Annotated in this window: 19 protein-coding genes; 15 read left to right on the top strand and 4 right to left on the bottom strand. The window is 40.8% G+C overall.

The annotated features are described in order from the left end of the window. Positions 1 to 3 precede the first annotated feature (3 nt). From cbiM to ABLA85_RS01205, 12 genes are all read left to right on the top strand, one after another. Complete coding sequence (gene cbiM, locus ABLA85_RS01260) at positions 4 to 735, top strand: cobalt ECF transporter S component CbiM (RefSeq protein WP_367960664.1); 732 nt, start codon at positions 4 to 6, stop codon at positions 733 to 735. Positions 736 to 763: 28 nt separating this feature from the next. Beyond that, positions 764 to 1,048 carry an energy-coupling factor ABC transporter substrate-binding protein gene (locus tag ABLA85_RS01255; protein WP_367960663.1) on the top strand — a complete coding sequence of 95 codons (285 nt, stop codon included), beginning with the start codon at positions 764 to 766 and terminating at the stop codon, positions 1,046 to 1,048. Then, a complete protein-coding gene (locus ABLA85_RS01250; RefSeq protein ID WP_367960662.1) occupies positions 1,032 to 1,709 on the top strand; it encodes an energy-coupling factor ABC transporter transmembrane protein in 678 nt (225 codons plus the stop codon). The genes ABLA85_RS01255 and ABLA85_RS01250 overlap by 17 nt, the downstream gene beginning before the upstream one ends. Before the next feature lie 112 nt (positions 1,710 to 1,821). After that, positions 1,822 to 2,616 (top strand): ATP-binding cassette domain-containing protein, encoded by a 795-nt coding sequence (locus ABLA85_RS01245; protein WP_367960661.1) that lies wholly within the window; start codon positions 1,822 to 1,824, stop codon positions 2,614 to 2,616. Between the two features lie 72 nt (positions 2,617 to 2,688). Beyond that, positions 2,689 to 4,239 carry a cobyric acid synthase gene (locus ABLA85_RS01240; protein WP_367960659.1) on the top strand — a complete coding sequence of 517 codons (1,551 nt, stop codon included), beginning with the start codon at positions 2,689 to 2,691 and terminating at the stop codon, positions 4,237 to 4,239. A 79-nt stretch (positions 4,240 to 4,318) separates the two neighbouring features. Continuing rightward, positions 4,319 to 4,972 (top strand): adenosylcobalamin/alpha-ribazole phosphatase, encoded by a 654-nt coding sequence (locus tag ABLA85_RS01235; RefSeq protein ID WP_367960658.1) that lies wholly within the window; start codon positions 4,319 to 4,321, stop codon positions 4,970 to 4,972. Positions 4,973 to 5,099: 127 nt separating this feature from the next. Further along, a complete protein-coding gene (locus ABLA85_RS01230) occupies positions 5,100 to 6,014 on the top strand; it encodes an Rpn family recombination-promoting nuclease/putative transposase (protein WP_367960656.1) in 915 nt (304 codons plus the stop codon). Between the two features lie 250 nt (positions 6,015 to 6,264). Continuing rightward, entirely contained in the window at positions 6,265 to 6,987 is a 723-nt protein-coding gene (locus ABLA85_RS01225) for a Slam-dependent surface lipoprotein (RefSeq protein WP_367960655.1), read from the top strand. A 135-nt stretch (positions 6,988 to 7,122) separates the two neighbouring features. Continuing rightward, the gene (locus ABLA85_RS01220) at positions 7,123 to 8,544 is read left to right on the top strand and encodes a surface lipoprotein assembly modifier (RefSeq protein WP_367960653.1); all 1,422 of its coding nucleotides are present in this window, start codon (positions 7,123 to 7,125) and stop codon (positions 8,542 to 8,544) included. A gap of 81 nt (positions 8,545 to 8,625) precedes the next feature. Further along, on the top strand, positions 8,626 to 9,405 hold the full coding sequence (locus ABLA85_RS01215) for a lysoplasmalogenase (protein ID WP_367960651.1): 780 nt from the start codon (positions 8,626 to 8,628) through the stop codon (positions 9,403 to 9,405). After that, positions 9,402 to 10,805: a coniferyl aldehyde dehydrogenase gene (locus ABLA85_RS01210; RefSeq protein WP_367960650.1), complete on the top strand. Its 1,404-nt coding sequence runs from the start codon at positions 9,402 to 9,404 to the stop codon at positions 10,803 to 10,805. Before ABLA85_RS01215 ends, ABLA85_RS01210 begins: the two co-directional genes overlap by 4 nt. Positions 10,806 to 11,258: 453 nt before the next feature. Beyond that, positions 11,259 to 12,179 carry a tyrosine-type recombinase/integrase gene (locus tag ABLA85_RS01205; protein ID WP_367960702.1) on the top strand — a complete coding sequence of 307 codons (921 nt, stop codon included), beginning with the start codon at positions 11,259 to 11,261 and terminating at the stop codon, positions 12,177 to 12,179. Positions 12,180 to 12,280: 101 nt separating this feature from the next. Here the strand turns inward: ABLA85_RS01205 and uspE are convergent, their stop codons facing one another. Together uspE and ABLA85_RS01195 are read right to left on the bottom strand one after the other, a co-directional pair. Continuing rightward, a complete protein-coding gene (gene uspE, locus ABLA85_RS01200; protein WP_367960648.1) occupies positions 12,281 to 13,222 on the bottom strand; it encodes a universal stress protein UspE in 942 nt (313 codons plus the stop codon). A gap of 130 nt (positions 13,223 to 13,352) precedes the next feature. Next, on the bottom strand, positions 13,353 to 14,108 hold the full coding sequence (locus ABLA85_RS01195; RefSeq protein WP_367960647.1) for an FNR family transcription factor: 756 nt from the start codon (positions 14,106 to 14,108) through the stop codon (positions 13,353 to 13,355). Positions 14,109 to 14,378: 270 nt separating this feature from the next. Between ABLA85_RS01195 and ABLA85_RS01190 the strand changes: the two genes are divergently transcribed. The 3 genes from ABLA85_RS01190 (at position 14,379) to tyrP (ending at position 18,769) form a co-directional block, all read left to right on the top strand. Beyond that, entirely contained in the window at positions 14,379 to 15,281 is a 903-nt protein-coding gene (locus ABLA85_RS01190; protein WP_367960645.1) for a dimethyl sulfoxide reductase anchor subunit family protein, read from the top strand. 311 nt (positions 15,282 to 15,592) lie between these two features. Then, positions 15,593 to 17,542, top strand: coding sequence for an aspartate aminotransferase family protein (locus ABLA85_RS01185; RefSeq protein ID WP_367960643.1), 1,950 nt, complete (start codon positions 15,593 to 15,595; stop codon positions 17,540 to 17,542). An 18-nt stretch (positions 17,543 to 17,560) separates the two neighbouring features. Then, a complete protein-coding gene (tyrP, locus tag ABLA85_RS01180; RefSeq protein WP_367960641.1) occupies positions 17,561 to 18,769 on the top strand; it encodes a tyrosine transporter TyrP in 1,209 nt (402 codons plus the stop codon). 254 nt (positions 18,770 to 19,023) lie between these two features. Here the strand turns inward: tyrP and ABLA85_RS01175 are convergent, their stop codons facing one another. Together ABLA85_RS01175 and ABLA85_RS01170 are read right to left on the bottom strand one after the other, a co-directional pair. Continuing rightward, entirely contained in the window at positions 19,024 to 20,217 is a 1,194-nt protein-coding gene (locus tag ABLA85_RS01175; protein ID WP_367960639.1) for an MFS transporter, read from the bottom strand. A 169-nt stretch (positions 20,218 to 20,386) separates the two neighbouring features. Then, the gene (locus tag ABLA85_RS01170; protein ID WP_367960637.1) at positions 20,387 to 21,907 is read right to left on the bottom strand and encodes a serine protease; all 1,521 of its coding nucleotides are present in this window, start codon (positions 21,905 to 21,907) and stop codon (positions 20,387 to 20,389) included. Between the last annotated feature and the right edge of the window lie 64 nt (positions 21,908 to 21,971).

Below are 21,971 nucleotides of genomic sequence, written 5' to 3'. Positions count from 1 at the left end.
GTTATGCAACAGAAACTGACAAGATTTTCGTTACTTGGCGCAATTATTGCACTGTTTTTGGTGATGGCACCGCAAGAAGTTTTCGCGATGCATGTCATGGAAGGTTTCTTACCTCCAATGTGGGCTGTGGCATGGTGGCTGGCTTTTCTGCCTTTTCTGGCGGCAGGGTTGGTAAAGTTACGCCAAATTGTCCAAGAGGAGAGCAACCAGAAAGTTTTGCTGGCACTGTGTGGCGCCTTTATTTTTGTCCTTTCTGCCTTAAAAATTCCTTCTGTTACCGGAAGCTGTTCACATCCAACCGGTGTGGCATTAGCAGTGATTTTGTTCGGTCCTTCCGTTGTAGCAGTGCTTGGCGCAATTGTGTTGCTGTTTCAGGCTTTATTACTGGCGCACGGTGGTATCACTACGTTAGGCGCTAACGGGATGTCAATGGCAGTGATTGGGCCATTGGTAGGATATTTGATATGGCGTTTCTCCTGCAAAGTAGGAGTGCGCAAAGATGTTGGTGTCTTTTTCTGTGCCTTTGTCGCCGATATTGTCACTTATGCCGTCACTTCCATTCAGTTAGGTGTCGCTTTTCCTGATCCACAACTGGGTATGGGAGCGGCAATCCTCAAATTCATGGGTATTTTCTGTATGACTCAACTTCCTATCGCAGTGGCTGAAGGATTACTGACCGTACTGATTTATGACCAACTCGTAAAAAGACAATTAATTCAGGCTCGCAGTTTCTAGATACCGTCAATGAGCAGGAGTGTGGAAAATGAAAAAAACGTTGATATTACTGGCCCTTGTTGCGGCATTGTGCATTATCCCATTTTTTATTGAACATGGAGGGGAGTTCGGCGGGGCAGATGGTCAGGCAGAAGCCCAAATCATGGAAATAGCACCACATTATACGCCATGGTTTGAATCCTTATATAAACCTGCCAGTGGTGAAATTGAAAGCCTGCTGTTCACCTTACAGGGAAGTTTGGGGACAGCCGTGATTTTCTACATTTTTGGCTATTATCACCGTAAACGGAAAGAACATGATCGGAATAGATAAGCTCAGCTACCAGAGCCGTTGGTGTGATAAAGATCCCAGGGCGAAATTCGCCCTGTATCTCCTGTTTATGACTTTGGCAATGGTACTTTCTCCGCTATGGCAATCCCTGTTGTTAATTGGTCTTGCCTTATTGACTTGCTATCTGCTGCGGATCAGTTTGCTGCGTTACCTGAAATGGCTGTTAATCCCCATCGGATTTCTGGTATTTGGCTTAGTTGCCATAGTGTTGTCCGCAGGCACTCAGCCGGAGAGCTTGCTATGGGGATTCCGAGTTGGACAATACTGGCTCGGCATTGATCAGCAAGGCATTCAGATAGCTAACCAAACTCTCTGGCGTAGCCTTGCTGCGTTATCTGCAACATTTTGGTTCATGATGAATATGCCCTTTGAACAGATGATCAAGTTACTTAAATTTTGCCGCGTTCCTCATCTGCTGATTGAACAAATCCTTCTGACGTGGCGCTTTATTTTTATCTTTTTGGAGGAAGCGGTAGCGATTCATCATGCGCAATCACTGCGGTTCGGTTATCGCTCTTTACGAACAAGTTACCGATCACTGGCAATGTTGATCAGCATGTTGTTTGCGCGTGTGATGAGTCGTTATCAGCAAATGAGTGTGGCATTGGAACTCAAGTTATATCAGGGTGATTTTCATTTATGAATGAAGAGCATGAATTCTATGAATGATGTGCATGAATTGAGGATATAAGAGGTTATAGGAAACATAGGATAAAGGTTGGAAAACATGGATAGGAAAAACAGGAGGGGACAATATGTTAGAAACTCGGTCACTGTATTTCAGTTATCAGGATGAACCCATATTGAAAGGTTTGACACTTGATTTTAATCGCTACCAAGTCACGGGAATTATCGGGGCGAATGGTTGTGGTAAGTCAACTTTACTAATGAATCTTTCCGGCATCTTGCGTCCACAAAAAGGGGCAGTCTGGTGGAATAATGCTCCTTTGGATTACAGCAAAAAAGGGTTGATGGACTTACGTCAGCGGGTTGTCACCGTGTTTCAGGACCCTGACCAACAAATTTTTTATACCGATATCGAAAGCGATCTTGCTTTTAGTTTACGTAACCTGGGAATTGATGAAACTGAGATACAACGCAGGATTGAATATGCGTTGATACGAGTAAATGCACATACTTTTCGCAATAAACCGATTCAATATTTGAGTTTTGGTCAGAAAAAACGCGTGGCTATTGCAGGAGCGCTGGTCATGGAGTTTGATTATTTGTTACTGGATGAACCAACGGCGGGACTTGATCCTGCTGGTCGTCAACAAATGTTAGATATTATCAATACGATTGCTACTGAGGGAAAACGGATCATTATTTCCAGTCACGACATAGACTTAATCTACCAGATTTGTGATGGGTTATATGTGCTGGCAAATGGGGAGATGATAAGTTCCGGCAAGCCTGAGACAGTATTATTACAAAAAACACAGCTTGAACAAGCGGGTTTAGCACAACCGTGGTTGGTGAAAGTACACACTGAAGGCGGATTACCTCTGTGCAAAACAGAGCAAGAACTTTTCTCTATTACTGCAAAGTAATACTGTCAACGGCCCGTTACCACGGAATAAATCACGGTAGAAGAGTTATCTTAACATAAGGGAGAAAACAGAATGACATTATCGCTGATGGTTCAGGGTACAGCGTCTGATGTAGGCAAAAGTGTGCTGGCAGCAGGGTTTTGCCGGATATTTTCACAGGATGGTTATCGTTGTGCTCCCTTTAAGTCCCAGAATATGGCGCTTAATTCCGGGATCACCGCAGATGGAAAAGAGATGGGGCGAGCGCAGATATTTCAGGCGGAAGCAGCCGGAATGGCACCGGATGTGCGTATGAATCCTGTATTGTTGAAACCTACCAGCGATCGCAAGGCTCAGGTGATTTTTATGGGGAAAGTCATGTGCAGCATGAACGCGGTGGAATATCACGAGCATAAACCCCAATTGCTTCAGCAGATTTTGATGGCATATAACGGGTTAGCAGCAGAAACGGATATCATCGTGTTAGAAGGTGCAGGTAGTCCGGCAGAGATCAATCTGCGTGATCGCGATATCGTCAATATGGGCATGGCCGAATTAGTGGATGCCCCTGTCATTTTGGTGGCGGATATTGATCGTGGTGGTGTATTCGCATCTATCTACGGCACATTAGCTTTGCTTAAACCCAAAGAAAAAGCCCGCATTAAAGGGGTTATCATTAATAAATTTCGTGGTGATATATCCTTGTTGCAATCAGGAATTGAGCAGATTGAAGCCTTAACACAAGTACCAATATTGGGAGTATTGCCGTGGCTGGAGCTTGATCTGGAAGATGAAGACAGCGTCGCTTTGCAAGTGGGTAAATATGACCAACAGAAGCGAAAAACAGCAGATTGTCTGGATATTGTTGTTATTCAATACCCTCATATTGCTAATTTCACCGATTTCAATGCGCTGGCGGCTCAACCGGATGTGCATTTGCACTATGTCTCCGAGCCTTCTGAACTCCAGGACGCCGATCTTATTATTCTGCCCGGTAGCAAAAATACATTAGGCGATTTGGCATGGTTGAAGACTCAGGGCTTTGAGCAGGCAATTATCACAGCGCGGCAGAAAAATGTGCCGATTATTGGGATCTGCGGTGGTTATCAGATGTTGGGTCAGCAGATTGTGGATGGAGTGGAATCCGGCTTAATTCAAATGGCAGGTTTAGGTTTATTGGATACTGAAACAGAATTTAGTCGCGAAAAACAGACCGCACAGGTCAGGGGAGTCGTGTTACCTGTGTTATCAGGTATGCTGAAATTATGCAGCGAACAACCTATTGTGGGTTATGAGATCCATATGGGAACTACCCGGCTTGGTAAGCAGGCAATGCCTTTCGCCAAAATGCATTTACATAATGGTGAAGAAAAAACATGGTTTGACGGAGCTATTGCACAAGATGGTTTGGTAATGGGAAGTTACCTGCATGGTTTATTTGATCAAAACACGTTTACCCGACCGTTGTTAAATCAACTGCGTATCAGAAAAGGTTACGCTCCACTGGAAAATATGGCTTTTAATTACCGCCAACACAAAGAAAAACAATTTAATATATTGGCTGCCAGTATGCGCGAGCATCTGGATATTGCGCGGATTTACCAGTTAATGCATGGACACAAATCCAGTGAAGTCATGCCATGATATTGAAAGCAATAGACGTGGGTTGAAGGTAGTAAACGTTGACAGCACTAGACAAAATCAATAAGGAGAGAATAATCAGATGAGATTGTTTCTTGTTCGACATGGTCAGACACGAGCCAATATTGATAGTGTCTTTTGTGGCAAAACCGATTTACCTTTAACTGAAATTGGGATACAGCAGGGACAGCAAGTCGCTGATGCACTGAAAAACATCACTTTTCACGCTATCCACTGTAGTGAAATGCAAAGGGCACAACAAACCGCCCAAATTATTACGCAATCAAATAGATCTGAATTAACCATACAAAGTGAGCACCGTCTCAATGAGTTAGACTTTGGGGCCTGGGAACTGCGCCATCACACTGATATTGCCAATGAAGAGCCACAGGCTTGGTTACACTGGTTGGCAGATTGGCAAAATGGTTGTCCAACCGGGGGAGAGCCATTCCGACATTTTTCAGCGCGGGTAGAGGAATATATTGAAGATCTGCATTCTGCTATTTCTTGTTCTGATACTGCCCGGAAAAATCAGCTCATAGTTGCCCATCAAGGGGTTTTAGGTTTGATGATAACCAAATTACTTAAACTCCCCGTCGCTGCTATGTGGTCTTTTCCCTTCCAGCAAGGGGCTTACAGTGTCGTCAATAACTATGCAGGATTTGCCACTTTGCAAGCATTTAATGCCCGGACAGAATGTTGGCTGGATAAACATAACGTGACAAACATTGACTGAACTTGAGTGTTGTATAGAGACAAAACTGATTGATTGGTCGGATACAGGTATAATAGGTTATTTATGGATTACCTATTTTCCCGCGAGAGTATCGCCTTGAACAACCGACAAAACAGAGAGACGGATTGTGGCAAAGAAAGCAAAAAAGCCTCACCATGATGCGTTATTCAAACATTTTTTAACGCAGCCTGATACGGCCAAGGAATTTTTATCCCTGTATCTGCCCGAAGAGCTCCGCTCATTGTGCAATTTAACCACCCTGAAACTAGAGTCCGGCAGCTTTGTGGACCGTCAGTTACGTCAATTACACAGCGATGTGCTGTATTCAGTTGAGACAACACAGGGAGAAGGGTACATTTACTGTTTGATTGAACATCAGTCCACGCCTGACCCGTTGATGGCCTGGCGGTTAATGTATTATGCGATGTCAGCCATGGCGACCCATCTGAAAAAAGGCCATACAACACTGCCGTTAGTCATCCCTTTGCTGTTTTATCACGGTGAAATTCGACCATATCCTTACTCAAATCGATGGCTGGACTGTTTTGCGCTCCCGGAACAGGCGGCCTGTTTATACCATCAGTCATTTCCATTGGTGGATGTCAGTGTGCTCAGCGATGAAGAGATCCTGACGCACAAAAGCATTGCATTGCTGGAACTGGTGCAAAAACATATCCGCTGCCGGGATATGCTGGAATGGGTCCCCCATTTGGTGGCCCTGCTGAATGCGGGGTATAATAGCGACGAACAGCGTAATATTGTGTTAAGCTATATTTTACTGAATGGACATACGCTGAATCTTTCACAATTTGTCCATCAACTGATTGAACAATCCCCGGAGCATAAAACAATGTTGATGACCATTGCAGAAGAGCTTGAACAAAAAGGGCGCGAGCAGGGCAGGACAGAAGGCAGAGCGGAAGGCCGGGAGGAAGGCAAACTGGAAACAGCCCGCGCATTATTACGGCATGGTGTCAGCCTGGACATCATTGTCACTAGTACCGGACTAAGCCGGGATAAAATTGAAGCGTTAAAACATTAAATTAATCTCTTCTTTCACAGCAAAATGCCGATGTTCAAGATCGGCATTTTTGTTTTTCATGCCAACGATGTTTGCTCTTTGAGGAGGCATCACATCACCAAGGAATATGACGCCTAATAATTATTAACCAATTATTAACAAGCTATCACTTGTTATTCACATCGATATTTTCTGAGTGTAATTTATTCAAAGTGGAAAACTAGAGAAACTATTTATAAATGAATAATATTATACTTAAGTGAGGTTATTAATGAAAAAGGTCAATATATTAATCACCATATTAACCATATTAGGTGCCTTGGGAGTGATAACACAGGCTCAAGCAAAAGTTGGGTATGGTATAAGCCAAACAGAAACTACACCACATCTTATACTCGGAGAGAAAGATAATGAACCCGCCATTGGTATCTCTCTCCCCATCGTAAAAGGTAAGCTCTTCACTGCATCTAAACTGAAACGCCTGGCCGAACGTGACAATAATGGCATCTATGATTTCAAACTGGAGGGTGTTCCAGGTATTGAGAATCAGTATATTGATGTTGCTCAAGTTCCTAATGCGGAGGTTTACTTCGGTGAATGGGCACAAAAAACGTCCGATAAATCAGATAAGACTCACACTGTTTTTTATACAGGTAAAGATGTTACAACCAATATGCCAAAAGGCGGCACTGCAACCTATATGGTGAAAGGCCTAAACCAATATAATGGCCATAACCTTCTCTCCGGTCGGCTAGTCGCTAATTTTGATACTCAAAAACTGAATGGCTCACTCAGCAATAATTCTCTCAATATAGGTATTGATGCCAATATCAATCAAGATGCTAGCTTTTCAGGCAAAGCCACAGCCAATGGAAATATTAATGGTGTCACTGATGGGAAATTCTACGGTGATTCTGCCTCTGCTTTGGCAGGATATGTCAAATTTGATAGTGACAGAAGTAAAGACACTGCTTTTGGCGGTAACAAACAGTAGATGTTAATTTCGCAAAGATAACAGTGACATTTTGACGCTGTTATCTTCTTCTTTTCCTCATCTTCTGCCTTATTTATTACGGCCTTGTATCGTTATTTCTGCTCAGAAGATGGATGTTGCAAGCGGGCTTCCCTTATGACTGGCAAGAGAAACGTGCCTGTATTACTTATGTCACTACTGACATCATTTCTTTTTTCAACAGGCTATGCCAATGATATATCAAATGCGATTTCGCCAAAGGGTGACATTTCGTCGATTGTTTTTTGTAAATCGATAAAGATTCATGGGCAAGAATTTAAGGTTGAAAATAATCTTAAGGATATCAGTCAAGCGCTGTACCTTGCCATTAATTATCAGCAATGGCCAGATGTAATATGCTTTTTGTCGGTTTACCAAAAATTGCCGGGACATGATGTTATATTGGTCAATTTTGCCCAAGGTGGACTGGCACGTCGTGAGGGAAATTTAACTCTCGCTGCTTCCCTCTATCAAAAAATCCTGCGTCAAAAACCGGATTTCACCCGCATCAAATTGGAATTGGCCCGTGTCTATTTTGAGGATCACAAAAATCGGGAAGCTAAACAATTAATGGTTGAATTAAGTAAACAGCATCAACTACCTAAAATTGTTTTGAAAAACATTGACGGTTATATAAAAGCAATAACCCAAAGAAACCGCTGGCACAGTTCGTTTTCACTCAGTTACATCTATGACGATAATATAAATATGTCTCCAAATATGAAACCGGACTGCCTGCTTGTCTCAAAAGGAGAATGTAAAATTGAACGGGAAATACCCAAAGCGATCAAAGAATGGGGAAGTGCTTATCATGTTACATTAAACCGGCGTTACCAACTTGTTGGTCACCATGGCATTTTTGGTCGCGGAATGATTGATGGTGAGGTCTATCCTCATTACCATAGCGGAAACGAAAACACGTTTTTGCTGGTCAGTGGCTACAACTTTAAAAACAGGAATCATAGCTTATCTTTTGCTCCCTTGTTTGAATATAAACAACAAGCCGGGATTACCGAATACCATGCTGTTGCTGCCAAAATAGAATGGCAATGGGCTATCTCTGATCAAACCTTCCTCAGCGCTGAATTTGAACATAAGTGGCTCAGTTACCAGCCGCTTTATCATTGGAAAAACGGGGAACTTTCCTCATCTTATTTCAATCTCTCTCATGCTATCAGTAACGATTTTATTCTGTTTGGCGGCACTGGCTGGAGCCATCGAAACAATCAACAACCCGCAGCTCGCTATCAACAATGGGGAGTTACTGCGGGGATAGCCGGGACACTTTATTCCGGTATTGATGGCTCGCTGTTTGCCACATTGAAAACGCAACATTTTGGCGCCTACAGCGCATTACTGGGTGCCAAACGTCAAGATAATGAACAGATCTATACCGCTTCCATTAAATTTCCTGCCAACAAAATCTTGGGAATGACTCCTTCTGTCACTTTCCGCCACTTGCACAATCGTAGCAATGTAAGCTGGCAATACAGTTACGATAAAAACGAAGTACAAATACAGCTAGAAAAATATTTTTAGTCGAAACGATTAAGTTTTCTGGCACACTGTTGGAGACATTGAAATGCAACATTTAATTACATGAAACAGTGGGAGAGGCATATGCCATCAAATAATTGCACTCCTCGGTATGGTTTGCATCACAAAATCGGATTGCTCTATACACTCCTTTCAATTAGCGCCATAACAGGTGCATCACTCAGTGCTTCTGTCAATCCAGCATGGATTTGGCTCCACTATCTGACTAAACCCACCGCCACCGCACTATTAATATTTTGGATTCTGTTGATCCGAGCACCTTTCTCAATGCGTTATCGTAACGCCATTACTTTTGGACTTGCATTTGCCGTAGGGGGTGATTTTTTTTTAATGTTACCGCAAGACTATTTTTTGGCTGGACTATTTTGCTTCCTGCTCACACATTGTGCTTACATTTGTGCTCTATGTTGCGACAGTATTTATGCTTCTGATATTAAAAATAACTATTTCAGTTCAAAATTTATAATCCTTCATACGATTTTCATTATAATTGCAGTTTTTATCATATTTGTAGTCATCGCATTATTAATAGTCATCGGACTGTGGAATAATCTACCTAACAGTATGAAAATGCCGGTTGCCATCTATGCTGCGATTTTGGCTTTCATGGCCGGGTTAGCGGTTAATAGAGCAATTATTTATCCATTTAAAATCCCGGTGCCTCCAGCACAACATGCGGCGAATATTGCAGCGCTTGGCGGTATCTTTTTTGCTATCAGCGATAGCATGCTCGCTTATAGCCATTTTTACTTTGAAACTCCGTTAAGTCCGCTTTTGGTACTCAGTACTTATTATATAGCTCAATGGTGTTTTGCCAGCTCTGTGCGGAGGCATGATCAATGACAGAATTAATCAACACCAAATTTAACGCACTGCGCCAAGCATGGGAACATAATCGACCTGATGAATGCCAACGCCGGGATGATCTGCTGTGTTTGCGCGCAAATTTTAAAGACAGCCTGAATGAAATGGTGGAAGCAGTTTCCTACGATTTCGGCCATCGTTCTAGCCACGAGAGCATAATGGCAGAAGCGTTAATTGTGTTGAAGGAAATTGATCTTTGTCTGCGGTATCTTAAAAAATGGATAAAACCGCAAAGACGTAAGGCTGGATGGCAGTTGTGGCCGGCAACGGCTGAAATACGCTATGTGCCGCTTGGCGTTGTTGGCATCATGGCGCCGTGGAACTATCCGGTTAATTTGACTCTCACACCATTAGTATCGGCTCTTGCCGCAGGTAATCATGCATTTATCAAACCTTCAGAACATACGCCACATACCAATGCCTACTTAGAAAAACTTCTAAGCAAAATTTTTCCTGAAAACCGTGTCAGTATTGCACAAGGTGGAGCAGATATTGCAGCCGCTTTTTCTGCCTTACCCTTTGATCACCTGTTTTTTACTGGCTCCAGAGCGATCGGTAAAAAAGTAATGGCCGCTGCCGCACAAAACCTCACTCCTGTTACGCTGGAACTTGGCGGTAAGTCTCCAGCACTGATTGCCCCCGATGCCGATCTGAAAAAAGCGGCTGCTCGCATTATAAACGGAAAGCTTTTCAATTCTGGACAAACCTGCATAGCCCCCGATTACGTATTATTGCCAGAAAGTGTCATTGAGTCGTTTATTACAGAGGTTAAGGAACAGATTTCGCAACGCTATCCCCAATCCAACAACTTTCCAGACTATACAAGTATTATCAATAACAACCAGTATCAACGTCTTATTAAATTACTTGAAGATGCAATCATACGCGGTCATCAGATCATTCCGCTTATGCCTCTTATTGATCCGGGACAAGCGCTTAAGCAGCGTATTCTTGCTCCTACACTGGTTCTCAACCCTGATGATGACAGTGCTATCATGCAGGAAGAAATTTTCGGTCCACTGATACCGATTAAAACCTACCGTTCTTATGATGAAGCAATCCATTATATTGCAAGCCGTGATCGCCCATTGGCCTTTTATTGTTTCAGCAAAAATAACAAGCAAATTGAGGCGGCTTTATTGCACATCGTCGCAGGTAGCATTTGCATCAATGACACACTGTATCAATTTGCATGTACAAATTTACCCTTTGGGGGCGTAGGCCAGAGCGGTATGGGGCAGTATCACGGCTATGAAGGCTTTAAAACCTTTTCCAAAGCCATGCCTATTTTGCGCAAATACAATCTGGCACTGACAGATCAGCTACGTCCTCCCTATGGTAAGCGTGTTAATATGCTTATCCGCTTTCTCACACGATAAAAAAACTGCTGCAATATTTCAGTCAAATTTGAAATAGTCAGGGCGTATTCACAAGCTGACTAGCACAAGCAAATTTGTTTGTGTGAGTTCATAATGTCAGCTTCATTCAAGCATTAATCCGGCGTTTTTGATTCTATAAAATCAGAAATATCAATAGGTTGTGCGTCAGTAACTATCCCTTGTGTACAAACTTTATTGCTCTTACACACGTTCACACTTCCTACATATCTTTTCTACTTATTAAAATACACATTTGAAAAAGTAAGGTTTGCACCATAATATGGTGTGGGTCATAAGTCCCAGTTTTTACGTAGCACAATCAACAGACATTGGAGTCAGAGGGCGGTTATGCACCATAAAGATGAGAAGAACGATAAAAATAAAGAGGAGAAAAACTCACTGATTGTGCTTTCTGGTGAGCGGCAGAATTCCGGCGACTACCAAAAGCAGAGAATGGTTATGCCATTGTCTGCATCTGATCAGATATATGACAATCCTGCCATTGCCTATCTTGTCAGTCTTGGTTCAAAGCGAAGTCGCCAAACTATGAAGTCATTTCTTAATATTGTGGCAAAAATGTTGGGTTACCAAAATGTGCAGGATTGTTTATGGAGTAATCTACGGCGTCATCATATTCAGGCCATTATGGAAATGCTCTCTGATTCAGGCAAAGCACCCGCAACAATCAATACTTATCTTTCTGCATTGAAAGGAGTTGCATTAGAAGCCTGGACAATGAAACAACTTGACACGGATAGTTTTCAACACATTAAACAAGTACGTTCTGTCAGGGGAAGTCGCTTACCCAAAGGGCGGGCGCTTGAGCGTTATGAAATTAAGACCTTATTTTATACCTGTGAAAACGATCTCAGTACAAAAGGCTTACGCGATGCAGCCATTATCGGTATTTTGATAGGTTGCGGTCTGCGCCGTTCAGAAATTGTCTCATTAGATCTGAAACACATCATTTATCGTGAACAAGCATTAAGAGTAATGGGGAAAGGAAACAAAGAACGTTTGTCATATATGCCGGAAGGGACATGGAGGCGATTGAATTGTTGGGTAGATGAAGTTCGGGGGGAGCATGCCGGACCATTATTTACTCGCATCCGCAGGCATGATGATGTAACAGAAGATCGCCTTTCCGATCAGGCTATTTATCACATATTGGAAACTCGCAGGATTGAAAGTGGAATAGCAAAATTTGCTCCTCATGATCTCCGCAGAACCTTTGCCTCGGCTATGTTGGATAATGGCGAAGATATTGTGACCGTCAAAGATGCAATGGGACATTCAAGTATTACGACAACGCAAAAGTATGATCGGCGTGGGGATGAACGCCTGAGAAATGCGGCCAGAAATTTGAATTTTTGAATTAGTAATTTTCATATAGTAATCACAATAATACAAATCATAGTTTGCCCGAAATTTGAATAAATCCTATTTCGGGCAAACTATCGAATCATTTTCGATGATTATTCATCCACATCAATCGGACAAATGAAACCATCAGGTTTAATTGCCAGAAGATCACATTTTAACCTATCAATAACATGTTCTGCAGTATTACCAAGAAATGCAGCAGATAAACCTGTGCGCCCAAGAATGCCTAAAACAACCACACCAGCATTAATCTCTTCGCAGATTTCAGGAATGACTTTTTCCGGCAAGCCTTCCTGAACATGCGTTTGCTCTTCGCTGATACAAAATTTCTGTCGTAGTTCTTTCATTGCGACCAAATGCTGACCACGTAAAGCCCGATTATATACATTGGGATCAAAATCAGGCAGTTCGGTTGCAATGTTTAAAGGCGCAGCGGGGTAGGCACTGACAAGGTGGATAAGAGGTTCTTTTACAATCCTGTTAGCAAGTTCTTGTGTTTCACGAACTAATTTTAGATTAAGTTCATTATGATAGGATTCTTCGTTTGATAAATTCACCGCAACAACTGCCGACCCTTTTTCTGGCCATATCTGGTCTTTAACCATCCAGACAGGACAAGGGCATTTACGTAATAAATGCCAGTCGAGCGGTGTAAAAATCATCGACTCTAACAGAGAATGCTGATGTGCCATCTTCAATAGCAAATCATGTTCTCCAGAAATAACTTCCTGAATGATCGCTTCATAAAAACGATTATGCCAAACTACTTTGATTTCAATATCAATTCCTGATTCAAGGTAGTAATGTGCTTGTTGTTTTATCCAAGCAACCCGTTGACCAATAACACCTTTACGCATAGCGTTTCTTTCTTCGGGAGAAAGTAACGTAGTCATATCATAGGATAGATCATAAATGGGCAAGAAAGCCTTAATCCGGCCACCATTACGTTGCACGATATATACCGCACGTCTTAATGCTGGCTGATCATCCTGATTCGGATCAATTGCAACTAAGAGGTTTTGGTAGTTTGCCATATATTAATACCTCGCAGAGGCTGGATGTGCCTTTCGTACAGAAAGATAAACTAATATGGACAACTATAACAGTGTAGGAGAGTGCCAGATCAGCAAAATATAGTGATCTGGCTTAAATTTTGAAATAACTTTATGCCACATTTACGTGAGCTTTACCTGCCAGCTCAGTTAATTTTTCCATGTTTTCTACAGTGATGTACTTTCCTTTAACACTTAAAATGCCATTTTTCTGAAAACGGCCAAGCAGACGGCTGATAGTTTCAACTGTCAAACCGAGATAATTACCGATATCACCACGTGTCATAGTCAGACGGAATTCACGGGGGGAAAAACCGCGTTGTGAAAAACGGCGGGACAAATTATAAACAAATGCCGCCAGCCTTTCTTCTGCATTCTTTTTGGATAATAAGAGGATCATTTCCTGATCACCTTTAATTTCACCACTCATCAGACGCATCATTTGCTGGCGGAGATTCGGCATTTTTCCGGAAAGATCATCTAATGTTTCAAATGGGATTTCGCATACCATTGAAGTTTCCAATGCTTGAGCAAAACTAGGATGTTCTGTATTGATGATGGCATCAAATCCGACTAAATCGCCGGCAAGATGAAAACCTGTGATTTGTTCATCACCTTCTTCAGTGATTGTATAGCTTTTAATAGTTCCAGAACGGATAGCATAAAGCGATTTTAATGCGTCACCCGCTTTAAAAAGAGTTTGTCCTTTTTGGATAGGTTTTTTACGCTCAATGATATTATCAAGCTGATCGAGTTCATGTTCGTTTAAAGTGAAAGGAATGCATAGTTGGTTAATACTGCAATCCTGACAGTGGATTGCACAACCACCTGATTGAATCCGCCTAATAATGCGTTTTTCCGGAACCATAGGAAGTGCTCGTTAGAAATGATTGATGTTCGTCAATTTAACATATTTAATTGGCTCTGATAAGAGCCTGATTTTTTGTTAATCATTATCTTTGTCATTGACGAAAGAAAAAAATGAAATTTTGCTGTGATTAAGGCTTAACTTGCGTAAAATTCTGCACACTCGATATAACACACCAATAAAACTGAAATTATATTAATAATATAATGTTACGTTGATGGTAGTGTATTGACGACAGAGGTGGGTTTACAGATAAATGGATGGATTAGCATGAGTGAATGGCTGTTAATTGCATTTACAATGATAGTGCAAAGTTCTATTGGCCTGGTACTGATGAGTGCACTTTATATTTATTGTTTTAATCAAAAAACAAATACAGGGCAAAAATCAACAGTTGTCCCTGTCCGCATAGCTTTAGTCATTAGTAGCATACTGTCTGGAATAGGTTTGCTATCTTCTTTGGATATTATGGGATATCCATTCAGTGTGTATCATTTATTACAATTGCATAACATAATACATCGGCGGGAGTGGATAAATATAGAAACAACGTTTGCTGCCATCTACTTTGGTACTTTGAGTTTATATACACTTTTTGTTTTGGTCACCAAGCGGGGACATGTATATGTTATGACAGGGATCGGTATTATTGGCTTAGCTGATATTCACTATATGGTCAGTATTTATTTGAACAGTGCCATGCTCATCTGGACAAATATTAACACTTATTTTTTGTTCTATGGTGCAGTATTTACGTTGGGGCCAGCACTGGCTTTGTCGTTTATTAGTCAGTCGGGCAGAAAACTTATGCGGGAAAAAATCCCTACCAAACTTATTATGTCAGCGCTGATTATTGTGTTTATCAGTGTGACAATCCGATTGATTGAACAACCAGCATACATGGGATGGTTAGTAGAGACGGCATTGGAAAGTGAAGGAAAAAACACCATTTTTCCCCATCAACCAGAACTTAACTTCAAAAGTGCATTTGGTTTCAGAATGATAACATGGTGTTTATACATTATTGCTATGGCGATCTGGACATATACATTATGGAAAGGGCGAAACAGAACACGCATTCGAACAGGTTATTCTATTCTGTCAGGTACAGTCATTATGTTTATTGCTGAAATCATTAATCAGTATATTTTCTTTATCATGTGCAATTTATAATATTAATATCATCATAAACCATATACTCTATTTATTCTAATCTGCACAATAAAAAATGTGATACCACCACTGATTTTATGTGCAGAAAACCACATTATATTCATGGTCTTAAATTTATAAGTCATCCTTAAAGCACGACTGGATTACATTTTTTCTTCGTTATTTTTTTGTTCTGGCGCACAAAATTAAAGTATTTATTAACTTGTTATTAATATTTCAAATCATATGTTTTATATCTGTGTTCATAGCTTGACTTAGTTAATGAATAAATAGCTAACAAAGAATAATGAACAATCGAGGATATTGTGATTATGACTAAGCCACTTAATTCTAACTTAAATGTGGATGCTCTATTTTTAGGTCCAAAATCAGAAAATGCTGTGTTTTTCAGGGAAATGATGGATTATGCGGTCAGTGAGCATATGCATTGGCGTTCAGGTTTTCATCCTGAAGATTCCGCTCTGGTTACATCAGTTGATCGCTATGAGCATAACTACAGAGAAACATTGTATCGGACAGAAGGAATATTAAATCAATTATCGGCAAAATTAAAAAACACCTCCATTCCTTTCTTCTCTCCCCGTTATCTTGGACACATTAATGGTGATACTTTGATGGTTTCCAATCTCGCTTATGTCATGGCGATGATGTACAACCCGAATAACTGTTCTTATGAAGCATCACCGACCACAACAGATCTTGAGCTTGAATCCGGGTTAGATCTCTGCCGAATGTTTGGCTATGACACGCAACAAGCCTGGGGACATATCACCTCAGGAGGAACCGTGGCTAACTATGAAGGTCTTTGGGTAGCCAGGAACTTAAAAACACTGCCTTTAGCCATCTCCCTGCATCCCGAAACCAAAAATCTGCTCAGTCACAAGTCTCAAAAACAATTAATGAATATTCCAACAACAGAATCTATTGATTTAATGAGTGAGTTAAAAAGGCAGGGAATATTTAATGAAATACGCAATATGACATGTCGTGGCATAGGCGTTAAACCGGAAATTTTAGGCAAGCTACTTGTACCACAGTCTAAGCATTACTCTTGGATAAAAGCAGCCGATATTTTGGGTATTGGACAAGAAAATATTATTCCATTGCCCGTTAATGAACATTATCAGACTGATGTTGCCAAAATGCGTGAAATCACGCTTTCTCTTATTGAGAAAGGAGAAGCTATTTTGGCAATGATTGCAGTGGTAGGTACAACAGAAGTAGGAGCAATTGATCGCATTGATGAAGTGATAAAGCTGAGGCAAGAATGTGAAGAGCATTATGGTGCATCGTTTTATATCCATGTTGATGCTGCCTATGCAGGTTATGCCTGTTCTTTGCTCCTCAATGAGCAGGGAAAATTTATGGAATACGATGCATTAATAAAGCAGCATCATGAACTTGGCCTGATCCCTGAAAATATTAATTGGCCTAAACCGGAAATCTATCAGAGTTTCAAGGCACTAAAACATGTCGATTCGATTACTGTTGACCCCCATAAGATGGGGTTCATTCAATATTCGGCTGGTGCTATCTGCATGAAGGATAAGCGAATTCTCGATTTAATTTCTTCCCATGCTGCTTATGTCTTTGAAGATAATGATGTTCATAACGATTCACCAACCAGTAATCGAGGAATATTGGGAGCCTCTATAATGGAAGGTTCAAAGGCAGGAGCAACTGCCGCAGCTTTATGGGCAGCTCATAGATTATTACCTTTGAACATTCATGGGTATGGTAAAGTGATTGCTGCCGGAATCGGCACTGCCAATCGATTATTGGATAAAATAACCAATATGCAACCCATAAAGGTTGAAAAATATCAATTTGAAATCCACATCATGCCAACACCTGACTTTCATATGATTAATTTTTCTTTCAAGGAAGTCGGAAATACCAGCCTGCTGAACCACAACGCTCTCAATAAACGGATCTATGAACTATGTTCCTATTCCACCGGACGTGCTTATGCCAACGATCTTCTCACATCATCAACAATACTGGATTACAAAGAGTATGGCGATACCCCCAGGTATTACGCTGAACAATGTGGTTTTAGTTATAGTGAATGGAAGAAAGTACATCATATATATGTATTGCGGGCAGCCGTCATGACATATTGTCTGCGTAATGAAGAACATTTCGAAGAATATTGGGAACAATTAAAATTTATTTTTGTTAGAAAACTGACTCAAATTGTTGATGAAAAAGAAAAACAATTACATCAAAGATTAGATTTTGATACTTCATTTCTAAGTTGATACTAAAGGGATATAGATATGAAAAATCGTACCCTGGGAAGTATTTTCATTGTCGCCGGGACAACGATCGGAGCAGGTATGCTGGCAATGCCACTTGCTGCATCTGGTATAGGTTTCAGTGTTAGTTTTATTCTGCTAGTTGGGATATGGATTTTAATGAGTTATACCGCATTATTGCTGGTTGAAGCTTATCAATATGAATCATTTGATACCGGTTTGGGGACACTGGCTTATCGTTATCTTGGAAAATATGGAAAAGTCATTACTGGTTTCAGCATGATGTTTTTGTTGTACGCCTTAACGGCGGCTTATATCAGTGGGGCAGGTGATTTACTTACTGCCAACATTAATAAATGGTCAGGTGTTTCATTTCATGGTGCTGTAGGTGTACTTCTATTCACCTTAATAGGTGGCGGGATAGTCTGTGTTGGCACCAGCTCTGTCGATTTTATAAACAGAATATTGTTTAGTGCCAAGATTATCTTTCTGGTATTGATGCTTGGTTTGATGCTTCCACACATTCAGCATGTAAATTTATTATCCATGCCTGTTGAGCAAGGTCTTATTTTATCTGCTATTCCTGTTGTTTTCACTTCATTTGGTTTTCATGGCAGCGTACCGAGCATTATACGATATATGAAAGGTGATATCCGTAAATTACGATGGATATTTATTATCGGCAGTGCAATTCCTCTGATAGCTTATATACTTTGGCAATTAGCTACATTAGGAAGTCTTGATTCAACTACACTATTGGGAATTCTAGCTGAAAAATCCGGATTAGATGGATTGATCCGCTCGATTCGTGATGTAGTTGCATCACCAAAAACGGAATTTTCAGTGCAAATATTCGCCAACCTGGCGTTGGCAACGTCTTTTTTGGGCGTCACTCTTGGGTTATTTGATTTTCTGGCAGATCTTTTCAAACGCCAGAATAATGTAGCAGGACGCTTACAAACCGGATTGCTGACATTTGCACCTCCATTAGTGTTTGCTCTGTTTTATCCAAAAGGATTTGTCATGGCGTTGGGATATGCTGCTATTGCGTTATCAATCCTTGCTTTGTTATTACCTACGATTTTGATTTTTAAAGTTCGCCAAAAAAATATATGTCAATATCGGGTTTTCGGCGGAACACCTGCATTGGTTTTGGTATTTCTTTGTGGGATCGCAGTAATTTCTATTCAAATAGGTATTGTGACAGGAATATTACCCGAAGTTGGATAAGTTCATTGACTCCTTATCTTTGTCGAAAGGCTTTGGAATTTCTCCAAAGCCTTTTAATAAGTCATTTAATACCTGTCCAAATTGTCCAGTAATCTTTTTCGATGATATTTAGCAGAGAGGGAAGGGATTTTCCTGCGGACTAAGGGTAGTCTGTTTAGCCAAGCTCAGTTCAAAAAAATCAAATATCGTATTTTACAGCTTCGCTTCCACTAGGCCATTTTGCTACGTTTATTGGTCTTGATTTAGTGACAGTGTCACCAAAAATCTCTCAATATCATCCCAATAGCTATTATCAAGCAGCTTCCCAGTATTATCATTGCAGCCATGATACCGTGCAGGGTTAGTTGCATAGTCGCAATGGGGAGTAAAAATAGGATAGCCAGATTATTCAGGCTCTCAGATATTGCCAATATTTGGCCTTTATTCCGCTTCGCTCGATTTGCCAGAATAGAAGTGCTGACAGGGGCTGCAAGTCCGAGTGCATATCCCCATAACATCAGACAGCCAAGGCTAAAGAATAAAGACAGTGGTAATAGCATGAATGCAGAACTGGATACGAAAAGTGTTATTACTGTCAACAATAGCGTACATTCTTCCCGGCTCCGTAAGTGCTTCACAAAATATACAGATAGATTCCCCAGACCAAGCCCGATGCCAAATGCAGAAACGGAGATACCAACTGCGTCTGTTTCTAAATCATAATGTCGTCTTAATACTTCTCCGGCCAATATAAAAGCAGATACTGCTGTACCATTCCAAAACCCTTTTGCGACAAGAGGGCGGATTAAATTCCCCTGGTATATCCATTGAAAGGTTATTTCTGTTTTTCTTATTCGAAGATCCTGGGAAGAGTTTTTCTTCAAGTTTAAAGGCAATTTTCGGCTTAAAACATTTCTGCTTAAAATAAAAAGCAAAATACATCCGATCGCACTCATCAAAAATGGTATCCGCCAGTTAAAAATTGCTGTTAACACTCCTGCGAAAACAGGGCCGATTGCGATACCCACAGTCATGCCAAGCATAACGATTCCCATTGCTGAGGTTTGTTTATGGGCGGGGAAAATATCTGTAATCAACGCAAAGATAGTTGGGATCAGAGCTGCCGAAGCAATCCCTCCGAAAATACGCAATCCGATGGCAATTTCTAAATTGGGGGCTATAGCCAATGCCAGCCCATCAAATGAAAGAAACAGCAAAGATGTCAGCAACAATTTATATCGACTTATTCGATCAGATAACCAACCAAAAATTGGTGCTGAAAGTGCGTAGGCGAGGGCATAACTGGATACCAGCCAGGTCGCTTTATCTGTTGTTGTTTCAAACGATTCGGCCAATGGTTTGAGTATAGGGGATAGCATAAACTCTGTCACACCGATGAAAAATACAGCAAATGAGAATATCGGTAAAATTAATGGTGAAACTTTAGGCAAAATAATACGTGATGACATATTCAGGCCTTCTCTGATAAAAATTGGATTGGGTAGAAATAGATAAAATTTTTAGCTGTTTTTAGCTACTACATCATGTGTTGGATAAAAAAATAGGAGGAGTGAAGGTAGAAGGTAGGTAGTGTGTGGTGTTTCACTGCCAGCAATCGCTGACAGTGAGGTTGTTTATTTATTTAGCAGCAGTGACTTCAATGTCAAGTACACTAATTTGGCTATCATTTTTTGCCATATCTTGACCATATGCACATACACGCCATGGAGCTTCAGATTTCGCTAGAGCTATAGGTCTCCAGGCAAAGCCGTAACCTGATTTATCATCACAGTGAGTTGTTGCTTTAGGACCATATTTCACTTGAACATCCATGAGTTCATATTGTTGAGCTCTAACAGTTATATACCAGTTGTCACTCCCATGGTCATTTTTATGGATAGTTGGCTTAATTGATGGAGGAACATTATCAATTTCTCGCAACATCACTGAAGCATCTTTTGTTTTTTGCCATTGACCATCGTTGTTCTGATGGATAACACAGAGTTTATAGATACCGTCTTTTTCAGGCAGTAACATGTTTTTCAATAGATTCTTGCTCGCTGAAACTGGAGCACTATATCCGATTTGATTTGTACAATCCACTTCGCTGATCAACCCTGTTTTATAGCGGATATTTTTGACATCAGCACCTTCTTTGATAATGACATCCCATTTTGCTTTCTCTCCGTCAACAACACTTTGAGTAATCCAAGGTGACCACAGCAGACTTCTTTCTAAAATGTCACCGCTATTATTTTCCAGTTTAGATAGATCCAGTTTGTTGTCCTTAGTGATTGCATCAGCAATGGTATCTACAGGAATGAAATAGCTGGCTCCTTCTTCTGAAACTCCTTTATTATTTTCGACAGTACAAGGTCTGCCGAGTCCACAACCCGTCATACCTGGTGTTGTGGTTGTATTAAGAACACCAATAACGTCTGTTTTACCTTTTTCAAAAACAGGAGATCCAGATGTCCCGCCGACTACACCAGCACAGTTAACAGAGAAGACCGGAGACCAAATCCATGGTGCAGAACTTTCATACAATAATGGTGATTTCCCGGTAATATCACATTCAGACTTTCTGAGGTAAGCAAAATTATAATCAACATTATTAACAGGAATATGAGTCAACACGATAGGCTGATGTTTCATCTTTAGGTTTTTCTTCAGCTTCAAAGGATGATAGCCTTTCTTAGCCAGATCGCCATAAGTAGCCTTCAATTGTAAGACAGCGATATCTTGGTGTTTCATCGTTGAATACAGAATACGGTCAATTTTTATTGGTGAAAGGTTATCTTTTTTATCAATAAAATAATCCGGAGTATATTGCCAATACTCCATTTCTACTGGCTGATCAACGATCACTTCATTTGTTCCTACATTGCTATTAACGCAATGTCCTGCTGTTAGAATCAAGGCCGGAGTTTCTGGGCTTGGCTCATTTTCACCAGCAATCAGGGTTGCAGTACAGCTTGCTCCCCCCGAAAATTTACCGACAGTTCTGAATTTATCGGCACCAGGATCGGTTGATTTCATTAATGGAGCACCATTATCATTGGGTTCAGAAAAATCAATAGATGTATCACTCAACGCTAAAGCATTTGAACTTGCTGTGATAGAAAACAAACTCACTAACAGAGCCTTACGATAAGTCATAATTATCCTCCTTTAGGTTATGTAGATGACTCGAAAGTCATTATCCGATTGATAATGCATAAGC

The sequence above is a fragment of the Xenorhabdus sp. SGI246 genome, from assembly GCF_040838225.1.
GTDB classification, from domain to species: domain Bacteria; phylum Pseudomonadota; class Gammaproteobacteria; order Enterobacterales; family Enterobacteriaceae; genus Xenorhabdus; species Xenorhabdus indica.
This window is presented reverse-complemented; position numbering and strand designations above follow the sequence as displayed.